This is a genomic window from Maribacter aurantiacus (assembly GCF_005780245.1).
GTDB lineage: Bacteria > Bacteroidota > Bacteroidia > Flavobacteriales > Flavobacteriaceae > Maribacter > Maribacter flavus.
The window spans coordinates 75556-88086 of sequence record NZ_VBUK01000007.1; the positions used below are offsets into that span (position 1 = coordinate 75556).

Genomic DNA, 12531 nt, shown 5'->3' on the forward strand with positions numbered 1-12531 from the left:
CTTTTCGTAGTGTTTGCGTCTATAAATTTACTTATGGCCCAAGAAACAAACTCCTTTCCGGTTCAAGTATCGATAGAAAACGGAATCATTGAGGGAAATTATGATACCCATTCCGGAATTCAGCGCTATTTTGGTATCCCCTTCGCCCAACCTCCTGTTGGAGACCTGCGATGGAAATCGCCCCAACCTGTTAAAAACTGGGAAGGTGTTAAGGAAACTAAAGCTTTTGGTCCTAGGCCGATGCAGACCATGGTCTTTGGGGATATGAAATCCCGTTCCAACGGGGTAAGCGAGAATTGTCTCTACCTAAACGTATGGACGCCTGCAAAAAGAGATACCAAAAACCTTCCGGTTTTGGTCTATTTTTTCGGCGGTGGCAACGTGGCAGGTGATGCTTCCGAACCTCGTTATGACGGGGAAAGCATGGCCAAAAAAGGAATTGTTGTAGTTACTACCAATTACCGACTCAATATTTTTGGTTTTCTTGCCCATCCGGAACTTAGTGCGGAAGCCAACTACAAGGCCTCTGGCAACTATGGCCTTTTAGATCAACATGCAGCCCTAAAATGGGTACAGAAAAACATAGCCGCTTTTGGTGGAGACCCAAATCACGTAACAATTGCAGGGGAATCTGCTGGATCCATAGGCGTAAGCCAACAAATGGCCTCTCCCCTATCCAAAGGGTTGATTGCCGGTGCCATTGGCGAAAGCGGAGCAGGAATACATCCCACCATGGCACCCGTTTCTTTGGAAGAGGCGGAAAAAATCGGTTTGGAGTTTGCAGAAAAAATAGGCTATCCAACATTGGCGGAATTACGGAGTTTGAGTACCCGCGAAGTGTACGAACTTTATAATGAATCCCAAAGATTTGGCTTTCCAGCGGTGCTTGACGGGTATTTTCTTCCTAAAACGCTCCCAGAAATCTTTGAAAATGAGGAACAAGCCATGGTTCCCCTACTATTGGGATGGAACTCAGCGGAAATTCCTGGAATGGCATTTACACAAGGGCCATACACTGTAGAAAACTATACCAACAAAGTAAAGGAGGCCTATCCAAAAGACGTTAAAGAAGTACTGGAACTTTACCCTGCCGGTTCGGAGAAAGAAATAGAACTATCCGCCACGGCATTGGCCTCCGATCGTTTTATTTCCTACAGTACCTGGAAATGGTTCGATTTACACAGAAAAAATAGCGACCAGCCGGTATATCGCTATCTCTATAGCAAACTTAGGCCACCATTAGTGGACAATACCAGAGCCAGTGGTTTGGCAGGCGGTACCGTAGAAAGAGGTGAGGATGTCCCACCGGCACCAAAACCAGTGGGTGCACCCCATGCCTGTGAAATTGAGTATTGTATGGGGAACTTGTATTTGGTGGATGACTATGCCTGGACAGCTGATGATTTTAAGGTTTCCGCCGATATGCAGAATTACTTTGCAAACTTTATAAAAACAGGCAACCCCAATGGCGAAGGTTTACCGCAATGGGACGCGGCCACTGGAAAGGACGATACCCCACCGGTAATGGTCATAGATACAGAGAGTAAGTTGATCAACGCTAAAACTGATGCTCGTTATGAATTTCTCGACCAAGAGTATAGTAATAAAAATTAGAAATCTTTGGCCCTTTTGTAATGTTTAGATTAATAAAACTATTGTACTTAACGTAGTTCCCTTTGACAATCTTTAAGGTGGCGTTACCACTTTCGCCCTCTTGATTTTGACATTTCAGCATTTACTGCTATTGTATCGAGGGAATTTCGTAATTCTATAACCAAAAGAAGTTGGCTTCAAAAGAATACCTATTTTTGATAGTACCAATATTTCTTTACATTGATAAAGCATCTATATTCAGGTATAAGGAAAAGATTTTTACCCATTCTAATCTTTTTTGCGGGCATTATACTTTTATCCTTGATAGTCTGTAATATCCTGATCAATTCCTTTGCGGAGGGAAAAACGTATTCTAATCTTACGTCCATTCCTAAAAATAAAGTAGGAATAATTTTAGGTACTGCCAAGAACATCAAAGGGGGTGGTTCCAATCCATATTATGAATACCGACTGAAGGCAATCTTTTCCCTCTTTAAAGCCAAGAAAATTGAATTTATATTGGTAAGTGGGGATAACGGCAGTATTTACTACAATGAGCCTACTACCATAAAAAATGACCTAGTATCATCTGGTGTCCCAGCCGATAAAATTTTCCTGGACTATGCAGGTTTTCGCACTCTGGATTCCATGGTAAGGGCCAAGGAGGTTTTTGGACTAGATGATGTTACTGTAGTCTCACAAAAATTTCATAATGAACGGGCTATATACATAGCCCACAAAAATGAGTTGAACGCCATAGGATTCAATGCCGAGGACATCTCTTTGGAATCCGGTTTAAAAGTACAATTAAGGGAATACTTTGCCCGTGTAAAGGTCTTTATAGATTTGGCCCTTAACACCCGACCTAAATTTTCAGGGGATAAAATTAAAATCGAATGATTACATTCGTTTTAAAATAATTTTGGGTTCTTTTCATTCATGGGGACAATTCGAATTATGATCAAGAATCTTGGGCCAGGCTTACTTTTTGCCAGCATGGCGATAGGCACATCACATTTGGTACTTTCCACAAAGGCAGGTGCACAATATGGTTGGATAATGATCATCCCTATCGTTTTGGCCAATGTACTCAAATATCCCTTTTTTGAATTTGGCGTTCGTTATACGAGCATAACCAACAAAACCCTTATTGAAGGGTATTTGAACCGAGGCATAGGCTATCTATGGTTTTATGCTTTTATCACGCTCTTTTCCACGTTTACCATTTTGGCGGCCCTTTACACGGTTACTGCCGGACTCTTTATAAATCTTTTTAAGATGCAAGGTATTTCCATAAGTATGGTGGCCCTAGGTCTCTTTGTGTTTATAAGTACTATACTAATTGTTGGGAAATACAAATTTTTGGAAATAAGCCTGAAATTTGTAATCAGCATTCTTTTTGTGGCTCTTATCGTAACTACGGCCCTTGTCCTTTTTAATGGGAAGACCACTGCAATCGTTGGTTTTGAACCCACACCTATTTTTAACGAGGTGGGTATCCTTTTTTTGATAGGTCTTATGGGGTGGATGCCTACCACTGTAGAGGCGTCCAGTTGGGTAAGTCTTTGGAGTATTGAAAAATGGAAGACCCAGGACAAGCCAAGCCTAAGGGAGTCCCTTCAAGAATTTAATCTTGGCTATTTTTTCACAGGCCTGCTCGCCATTTTCTTTATGCTCATCGGTTGGTTTACCCTGTATGGTACCAATACCGTATTAAGTGATAATTCAGTTCAATTTGCGGATCAAGTCGTCCAATTGTTCACCACCCATATTGGCCCTTGGGCCTATATTTTCATTGCCGTATCCGCATTTGCTACCATGTTCAGTACGTGTATGACGGCCCATGATGCCGTAAGCCGTGTTAGTTTGGACATATTGGACTTGTTGTTTCCTAAACAAACCACTAGGCAAACCAAACTGAATTTTGCAGTAACAGTACTTGTATTAGCCGTTATAAATTATATTGTGATTTCGGTTTTTTCAGCAAACATGGGGAATTTAGTGGCGCTGGCCACATTTGTATCCTTTGTGGTGGCACCCATCATTGGCTACATGAACTTGAAAAACGTAATGAGCGCCGATATCGACCCACGCTTTAGACCTGGTAGTGCCCTTCGTCTCCTAACCTATTTGGGCATTCTATTTCTTTCGCTTTTTTCCCTTTACTACTTCTGGATCGTGATTTTTTAAAACCACCTGGACCCTTTTAAATAGGAGTGTTTTGGGACGATTTGCGATTTATCCTTGATTTTTAGACCTTTGCACCTGACAAATGCAAAAGAAATCATGAAGCTTATTTCCATTAGAAGAAGAACAAAAAAAGAAAGAAGGTACACGCAAAAGATGGGTGTTCTTTACACCGATGTGACCTACATTAAAAAATACGCCGTAGGCATTCCCTTTAAGACACTCCGAAAATACAGAGGTACCTACTACGGTAAAATAAAGGAGTGTGACGATTGCGTATTGGCGAACTAAGCCCTAATTACTTACTACCTCGATCAAAGTCCGTTCGTTCTGTTTGTGAAGGAAGTCCAAGCAATACACCCCATTGGTACAGTTGTTCTTGATGTATTCCTCACCATATCCTATGGATTCCAAAATGGTTTCTGAAGGGACGCCCTTGCTTACCAAATAATCACGAACGATATCCGATCTTTCCTGTGACAACTTTTGGTTGGTGGCATTACTGCCCCTACTGTCCGTATGGGTCTCTATGCGTAACTTAATATTGGGAAAGTTTTGTACCGCTTCCACTACCTTGTCCAGCTCCATGGTAATTTCGGGGGTCAAGGTGCTATTGCCTTTGGGGAAATAAAACTTTTTAAGTCGTACGACCTTTTTACCTTCAGTCTCCTCCACTAGGTCTTCCAATTGGAGTAAGCTTATGGTATACGGACTTTTTTGGATTTCTTCCAATTGCTTACCAGAATAGGATTTTGAATATGCGGAAAACTCCCCTTTTCCAGATTGTACCGTGATTTCATCCTGCCAAGGTATTTCTACCGTAAAATCGCCATTTTCTGCACTATACAATTCCTTTAAGACATTCCCTTCATTGTCCAATAGTTTGATCTGTGCCTTGCCGATTCCTTGGTTGGAGGAAGCGTCCACCACAGTTCCTCGGAGAGCAAACGTCTTAAGTCCGGGCATAGCATCCATGCGAAAGGCATAGATATCGTCACCACCCTTTCCGCCGGGTCTATTGGAGGCCAAATACCCCATATACGTATCGTTTTCCTGTTTGATGATGAACCCAAAATCGTCTTCCTTGGAATTGATGCCCTCACCCAGATTTACGGGTATGCCGTATACATCCCGACTTTGGATTCTGGATTTATAGACATCCATACCCCCTAGGCCATAAAAAACATCGGAAGAAAAATAAAGACTGCCGTCAAAAATGAAAGGCGCGATTTCGTTCCCAGGAGAATTGACCCGGGGACCTAGATTCACAGGTGCCGACATTACCTGGCCGTTGTTCGTGGATACGTAATAGAGATCTGTACCTCCATAACTATCATCAAAATTCGCGGCAAAATAGAGTCGGTCCGTTGCATCATCAAAAAAAGGATAATAGAATGATGTACTTAGGTTCTTTAGCAAAAACCTGAACTGCCCAGAGTTATAGGACATCCCCATCGCGAGTGAATTTTTCCCGTTTTCATCATAGGTCAACTCTCCTTCTTCAGCATTGGACAAAATATAAAAGAGTCTTTCGTTTTCCTCGGAATAAAAAGGTGTGGATTTATGGAACTTGGAATCGGGCACTTGATCGAACAACTGTACAACTCCTGTTTTACCGGTATCGCTTATGGCAACTTCATAAATATCCAAATAAGATTCTCCAGACGGCACGTACACGCCTTTTGACTTTAAAGGCCTGCTGCTGCTGAACAATAGCTTGTTTTTGTAAAAGGCGGGTGAAAAATCGGTCTGTGGAGAATTGATGGGCAGGTTGACAAGGTTTACGGTATTGGCATTATTGGCACCCATTTCCAGTATTTGAAAATTGAACTCCGCATTTTCCATCAATTCATTGGATAACACCGGGGATTTTGAGCGCAGGAAGGTCTGTACGCGCTCCTTGTTGGAAGTTTTTGACAAGCTTTGCAATAATTGGTTGAATTGAAGCACGGTCAATATGGAGTCCTTTTTATTGACTTCCTGATAGATTTCCGATGCATTTTTATAATTCCCAACCTTAAAATAGGAATCGGCCAAATTCAACAATTGCGAATTGCTCAAGGAACCTTTTTGTTGTTCTTTTTGGTATTCTGTTATCGCCTTTTGATATTGATATCCGTAGAAATAATTATCGCCCTTGGAATTTTTGCCCTGCGAAAATAATAAGCTGGGAAGGGCAATGAATAACAAGAAAATATATGTTGTAACCTTCATATTCTTCATATTAGAAAAATCTTGGAGAATCAATTTGTTTGGGTTTACCCTTGGCACCTTTCGATTCCTTATCGGCGGAGCCACCAGAACCTCTTCCCAGATAGAACTTAAGTATGACCTCGTGGGAACCGCTGTTGAACTCCCCCAACGGATTGGTATTGTAATCGTACGAATATCCAATAAATGTACCATTGGAAATTTGGAAGCCTGCCAAGCCACTGAACGCATTGTCTACCCGATACGAAGCGCCCACGGTGAGTACATCACTTATTAAGAAATTAGTGGATAAATTAATATTCACCGGAGCTCCGGACAAGGTATTGACCAAAAATGCCGGTTTAAACTTGAGTCCATCCGAAAGGTCAAAAACATAGCCCCCAATAAAGTTGAACTGTAGCTTGTCCTCTACGATAGAGGCCACATCGTCATTATAGATGCCCTCCGTTAGAAAATTGGGAACCGATGCTCCCAAATACCATTGATCTGCATACATGAACAGACCGGCCCCTATAGTGGGATAAAATCTGGTAATTTGCTCCTGATTTAAAGGTTCACCGGGGTTTTCAAAGGTTCCTTTGGAAAAATCGACATTCAGAAAAGAGCCGCCCGCATCCATTCCAAAAGACAATTTTGTCTCGTCCGATAGATTTACCTGATAGGAATAGGATAGGTCCGCATAGGTCTGGGTCACAGGGCCAAGCTGGTCATTGACCACGTTGAATCCCAGCCCCATCGTTTCGTTGCTCAATGGAAGGTTCGTACCAATCCTGATTGTTCGAGGTGCTCCGGGAATATCGATCCATTGTGCGCGGTACAAGGCAGCGATTTCGGGTGTTTCAACGGTCCCCACATACGCCGGATTGAAACTCCCAATGTTATACATATACTGTGTGTACTGCGGTTCCTTTTGACCGAAAACCGTATTTGAAACGAGAAATACACCTAGGACGAACCCAAGGATACTACCGAATGTTGCTCTGTTCTTTAGGTATTCCATTGCAATCTATCTAATTAATTGGATCCAACCTTTGTCCGTCTGACTTTCCATGGGACCAAAGGCATCCATCAAAGTATATTCCAGTACGTAGAAATATGTCCCCTTGGGCACTTCCTTGCCCTTGAAAGTACCGTCCCATACATCTGCAACGGATTGGGTTCCATTTGGGACCGTATCCGCCCCCTCAAAAACCGTATTTCCATACCTGTCCACAATCGAAATGGCATATTGGATTCCCACCAGGTTGTTGTCCCCATCCTCTAGGTTTAGACGTAAAACATCGTTGGTTCCATCCCCATTGGGTGAAAACTGATTGAATAGGAAACCGGGGTCAGCGGATGTCCGTTCGTTTATGGTAATTTCTATCGTACTTTGATTGTTGGTGGCATCCTTACTGTCCCTTGGCGACGAACGGTCAATGATGGCCGTATTCCTGAAACTACCCACTGCGGTAACCCTACCCGAAATTTGAAGCTCCACCGCGTTTTGCTCACCGGCCAGTAATGAAGGTATTGTCCAAATACCAGTTTCTTCAGTGTAAACACCGATGCTTGCACTACTAAATTCATATTCAAAAAGGGACTCTTTCCCTACCTCGATACTATCGCGCACTACGATATTTTCAATGGCTTCCGCAAAGTCCGATGCATTGGTAAGATTGGTTACCTTGATAGTGAACGTAATCTGTTCTCCCACCAAAGGTGTTTCATTGTTCACTGACTTTTCTATGTCCAAATCTATGCCTTCGTATACTTGTGTTTCTATTGAAAGGATTGCCTTATCATTTTCAGGATTATCATCCAATGGCGTTGAAGTAATTAATTCCGCCATATTCGTGTAGCTTCCATCCTCCAGCACTATCGCTTTAATATCCAAAGTGGCTGTTCCCAATGCCGGTAAATTGACCATTGTCCATGTCCATGATTCGTCAAGTGGGCTATATTCTCCTAAAGACGTTGTATGGGACACATAGTCAAATCCCGTACCGGTCAAATCATCAACTATGATGACCTCATCCACTGGTTTATCTGTTAGGTTCCTTACCGTTATGGTAAACGTAATTTCTTCTCCCGGAGCTACATTTTCACGATCGGCTACTTTGGTAATTTCCAAATCAACTGGGCAGTCCGGGCTAGAATTATCGGGAATACATGGATTATCGTTGGCAGGATCTTGCTGATCATTGACACCATCACCATCAGAATCCAAGATATTGGAATCCAAGGCATCGATAATACCATCGCCGTCCTCATCCAAAGGATTTTGAACATCGGGACCAACTTCCTCCCCGTCCAAGATTCCGTCTCCATCAGTGTCTGGATTATCTGGATCTAAATCAAGTGCAAATTCCTCACCTGTTAACAATCCGTCGTTATCATCGTCCACATTACAGTCGCTTACGGTAATTACCACATCTACGGAGATATCGGTACAAGGTGCCGTGGCCACATTGGTGGTATAGGTAAAGGTATAGGGGCCATTGGGAACGCCTTCAAAATCCACTTCGTTATCGGCATTTATGACCAAGGTATTTCCGTTTGCCGTCCATGTTCCAGCACTTGCACCTACCAATCTACTGTCCAAATCAACGACCGTATTACCAAAGGCGGCAACACTACAGGCGCCTCCATTCGCAACAATGGTACCCGTAGTAGGCTCATTACCTATGGTAGCAACCACCTCAACCCTTTCGGAAACGCATCCGTTGGAAACGGCTTCTACATAAAAACTCGTTGTCGATGAAATATTGGGGGTAGTGAAATTTTCACCGGCCCCAATAGGTGTAACCGCAGTTGGAGAAGTGTACCAGCTTAGGGAAGCTCCTCCACTGGCCTCAGCCGAAAGCTCTACTGTTCCGGGTCCACAAGCCTCACCATTGTTTGTTTGAATTATTTGAGGAATGATATTCAAGGTAAGTTGTACCTCAATCGTTCCACTGGCACAGTCATCGGCAAAATTATTGGGCGTACCGTTATCGTCTAGGAAAAATCCAAAATAAGAACCTTCCAAAGTAGGATTGTCAACCTCGGCCGGTAATAAATAGGCATTCTCGTTTAACGGGTCATTACTGGTACTCCATACTAACCTTGTGGAACCTACCCGTCCGGCAGGGGGCGTTGTGCTTGTATAATCATCCAAACTAGAAATCGTTGTATTCTGAAAAATGGGTGTGGGTCCTGAGGTTGATTCCACGCCACAAAACGTTGTTTCCAAGCTTGTATCCAGTTCTGGTGCCGCCACACAATTATCATCGTCATTGATGGTTCCTATGGCCGTACCCCCATTTGTAAACTGAACTCCATTGGTAGGTGAACCCAATTGAACCGTAAAGGTTTCACTATCCTCCAATAGTTGATCATCTACTAAGGTCACTGTAATCGTTTCTACTTCACCGGCCGTACCTGTAAAGGACAAATTACCGTCTGAGGCCGTGTAATCAACGCCACCCCCTGTTGCCGTACCATCAGAAATAGTATAAGAAACAGTGGTCCCCCCAGCTACCGCAATATCCAGTACAACCTCAAAAACCATCTCTCCTGAAGCGACATTCTCATTGGCCGTAACATCAGAAATGGTTAAGGTTGCTTGATCATTGTCAGCAATGTTTACCGTTGCAGATCTTGTCCCCGCCGTTCCCAAATCGTAATCCGGGGAACTATCGGTCAAAGTTAAAATTACGGTTTCGGTACCTTCCTGTATTTGATCATCTATGGGTGTTATGGAAACCGTTCTAGATCGTTCTCCGTTTGGTATGCTAACGCTAGCACCTATATTGTTATAATCCGTTCCATTAGTTGCCGTTCCCGTAATATTGTAGGTAACGACAATAGGTCCGCCGGTTGTATTCGGCGACCCCAAGTCTATGGTAAAAAGTCCGGTTGCCGTGGCAGGAGTGTTTTCTGCAGCAGTGGCATCCGTTGCAGTAATGGTTGCCGTAAAAATATCATCGTCCAATATGGTTACGATAGCCGAATTAGGGGCGCCTATGGCATAGGCCGATGAACTGACCGTACCCAAATTGAGTACTACCGTTTCATCGCCTTCCACTGCAGTATCATTTATTGGGGTAATATTTATATCTATGGAATCATCGTTGTTTCCAAAGACAGCCGTACCATTCCCACTATCATTGAAATCCTGCCCCGGCCCAGAAGCCGTTGCAGTACCGCCAAATGAATATGTTACAGTGATATCACTTCCTGTGGTATTGGGTTGGCTAAGGTTTATCTGGAATCTTCCTCTATTACCCCCACCTCCATCTTCTTCGTTCGTGGTCTCTCTACCAGGTTCTGTCACCACTATAACTTGTCCCACATCGTCATTTAGAATGGTGCCTATTGCGGTATCAGAATCATCAATCAAAGGGTCCGACGCTGTTAATGAGACTATAAAAGTTTCATCCGCTTCCAAAACATTATCGTTTAAAGACGAAACGTTGAATTGTCTAGTTTCACCAGCTGTACCATTAAAATTTAACGTCTGCTGAACATTATTATAGTCCTCGGGCGCAACTAAAGGAGGAGCTCCACCTTGAGCGGTTCCTCCTCCAAAATTCACATTCACAGAAAAAGGATTTGCCACAGCGTTATTCAAAGTAACCGTAAACTGCATGGACAGACCTTCGGATTGAGAAACATCTTCAATGGTCAATGTGGCCGTATCGTCATCCTCATTAGTAACCGTTAATTGGGCCACATCTGCTCCACTTAAAGCATCATAATTGGGATCTGGAGAAGTTACGTTACCGGTATTTATCGTTGTGGTAATGTCTCCGTCCGCAATTGCATCATCCAATCCGGTTATAGTCAAATCGACGCCAGTGTTCCATTGTGCTGGCGGAATGACCACACTCGCTGGCCCAGAGTTCTCGGTCGCATCATAATTATTTATCGGAATGGTAACACTTGCAGTTGGTTGGCTTGTTAGTGTGAATGTAAAAGTTGCAGTGCCACCAGCTTCTGTGGTAGTTCCGATAGTAGGAGTAACATTTACACCGGCAACATCATCGTCAGCAATGTTGACCGTTGCGCTGCTCGTTCCAATAGTAGTGCCTGAAGGTACAGTTGTAATATTCACTATTACATTCTCAGTAACCTCAACAAAAAAATCGTCCAGAACTTCCAAATCAACAATGGCAAATCCGGTTCCAAAAATACCGGTTGTTATTGCTACTTGAGCGGGGATTGGATTAAAATCAGCTCCAGATGTCGCAGTACTTGCTCCGTCTAGACCCAACCCAATAATATAATTATTACCAATTCCGCCTCCAGTTACACTTACAGTAAACTGTCCATCTACAGGACCATCTTCATCGGCATTGGGTTGCGATGCCGATATGGAAACCGTTTGTCCGTACACATCCCCACCCATAAAACCTAAAGTGAAGAAGAGTACCATAAAAAAGACCCAATTATGAAAGGAAAGTTTTGGGACTTTGCGTAAAGTGCGGAGGTTATTATTCAAATTCATAGCGTTACTTATAAAACATTGGACAGTGTTCCAAAAATGCCCAATACGACAAAAACAGAAGCCAATAATACCAAAAAATTGCTCCTAAACCCTTAATTAACAGATTAAAAAGCTATTTTCTTGATAAACTACCTTTTTTATGGTGTACGCGTTCTAATCCAACTCTGGGGATAAGGTCTCTGCGGAACCATCTATCTTCTTGACCAATCCCTGAAGTACTTTTCCCGGTCCGATTTCCGTGAAGATCGTTGCACCATCAGCAATCATCTGTTGCACGCTTTGGGTCCACTTTACGGGAGCCGTCAGTTGGGAAATCAGGTTTTTCTTGATTTCATCAGCATCGTTTACCGCAGTGGTCGTTACATTCTGATAGATAGGGCAACTTGGAGCGGCAAAATGGGTTCCTTCTATGGCACTGGCCAATTCTTCCCTGGCAGGTTCCATCAATGGTGAGTGAAAAGCACCGCCCACGGGTAGGACAAGGGCCCTTCTGGCACCAGCCTCCTTCAATTTTTCACAAGCGCGGTTCACAGCTTCCACTTCCCCTGAAATAACCAATTGCCCTGGGCAGTTGTAATTCGCAGCGACCACGATTCCCGGTGTTTCCGTGCAGATTTTTTCAACGGTCGCATCGTCCAATCCCAACACGGCGGCCATTGTACTGGGCTGTATCTCACAGGCTCGTTGCATGGCCAATGCCCGCTTGGATACCAATTGAAGCCCGTCCTCAAAAGTGAGGGTGCCGTTGGCCACTAAGGCACTGAACTCCCCAAGAGAATGGCCTGCAACCATATTAGGCTTAAAACTGTCGCCCATAACTTTGCTTAAAATAACGGAATGCAGAAAAATTGCAGGCTGGGTGATCTTCGTTTCCTTTAGGCCTTCGGCAGTTCCATAGAACATGGTTTCTGTAATTGGAAAACCAAGTATTTCATTGGCGGTATGGAACATATCTTTAGCAACGGGATACTTTTGGTATAAATCCAATCCCATACCCACAAACTGTGCGCCCTGTCCGGGAAAAATGTAAGCGTTCATCGTTTTAAATTTAGGTTGGGCAAAAGTAATGA

At 43.4% G+C, this 12531-nt stretch carries 8 protein-coding genes; 4 read left to right on the forward strand and 4 right to left on the reverse strand.

From position 1 onward, the window contains the following. Positions 1 to 33: 33 nt before the first annotated feature. The 4 genes from FEK29_RS12255 to FEK29_RS12270 all read left to right on the forward strand — a co-directional run bounded on the left by FEK29_RS12255 (position 34) and on the right by FEK29_RS12270 (position 4071). Positions 34 to 1614 carry a carboxylesterase/lipase family protein gene (locus FEK29_RS12255; protein ID WP_240042744.1) on the forward strand — a complete coding sequence of 527 codons (1581 nt, stop codon included), beginning with the start codon at positions 34 to 36 and terminating at the stop codon, positions 1612 to 1614. Between the two features lie 300 nt (positions 1615 to 1914). After that, positions 1915 to 2493, forward strand: coding sequence for a SanA/YdcF family protein (locus tag FEK29_RS12260; RefSeq protein WP_240042745.1), 579 nt, complete (start codon positions 1915 to 1917; stop codon positions 2491 to 2493). Between the two features lie 57 nt (positions 2494 to 2550). Further along, positions 2551 to 3783 (forward strand): NRAMP family divalent metal transporter, encoded by a 1233-nt coding sequence (locus FEK29_RS12265; protein ID WP_240042746.1) that lies wholly within the window; start codon positions 2551 to 2553, stop codon positions 3781 to 3783. Positions 3784 to 3879: 96 nt separating this feature from the next. Next, complete coding sequence (locus tag FEK29_RS12270; protein ID WP_138258731.1) at positions 3880 to 4071, forward strand: hypothetical protein; 192 nt, start codon at positions 3880 to 3882, stop codon at positions 4069 to 4071. Positions 4072 to 4074: 3 nt separating this feature from the next. On the opposite strand, the gene FEK29_RS12275 is transcribed toward FEK29_RS12270, so the two are convergent. From FEK29_RS12275 to fabD, 4 genes are all read right to left on the reverse strand, one after another. Further along, positions 4075 to 5994: an OmpA family protein gene (locus FEK29_RS12275; RefSeq protein WP_138258732.1), complete on the reverse strand. Its 1920-nt coding sequence runs from the start codon at positions 5992 to 5994 to the stop codon at positions 4075 to 4077. Positions 5995 to 6004: 10 nt separating this feature from the next. Next, a complete protein-coding gene (locus FEK29_RS12280; protein ID WP_138258733.1) occupies positions 6005 to 6991 on the reverse strand; it encodes a PorP/SprF family type IX secretion system membrane protein in 987 nt (328 codons plus the stop codon). A 6-nt stretch (positions 6992 to 6997) separates the two neighbouring features. After that, positions 6998 to 11461 (reverse strand): Calx-beta domain-containing protein, encoded by a 4464-nt coding sequence (locus FEK29_RS12285; RefSeq protein WP_138258734.1) that lies wholly within the window; start codon positions 11459 to 11461, stop codon positions 6998 to 7000. Between the two features lie 153 nt (positions 11462 to 11614). Then, on the reverse strand, positions 11615 to 12499 hold the full coding sequence (gene fabD, locus FEK29_RS12290) for an ACP S-malonyltransferase (RefSeq protein WP_138258735.1): 885 nt from the start codon (positions 12497 to 12499) through the stop codon (positions 11615 to 11617). Between the last annotated feature and the right edge of the window lie 32 nt (positions 12500 to 12531).

Bases quoted from the DNA above. Each gene is read 5' to 3' on its own strand.
- FEK29_RS12255 (WP_240042744.1), top strand. From the start codon at position 34: ATGGCCCAAGAAACAAACTCCTTTCCGGTTCAAGTATCGATAGAAAAC.
- FEK29_RS12265 (WP_240042746.1), top strand. From the start codon at position 2,551: ATGATCAAGAATCTTGGGCCAGGCTTACTTTTTGCCAGCATGGCGATA.
- FEK29_RS12270 (WP_138258731.1), top strand. From the start codon at position 3,880: ATGAAGCTTATTTCCATTAGAAGAAGAACAAAAAAAGAAAGAAGGTAC.
- FEK29_RS12275 (WP_138258732.1), bottom strand. From the start codon at position 5,994: ATGAAGGTTACAACATATATTTTCTTGTTATTCATTGCCCTTCCCAGC.
- FEK29_RS12280 (WP_138258733.1), bottom strand. From the start codon at position 6,991: ATGGAATACCTAAAGAACAGAGCAACATTCGGTAGTATCCTTGGGTTC.
- FEK29_RS12285 (WP_138258734.1), bottom strand. From the start codon at position 11,461: ATGAATTTGAATAATAACCTCCGCACTTTACGCAAAGTCCCAAAACTT.
- fabD (WP_138258735.1), bottom strand. From the start codon at position 12,499: ATGAACGCTTACATTTTTCCCGGACAGGGCGCACAGTTTGTGGGTATG.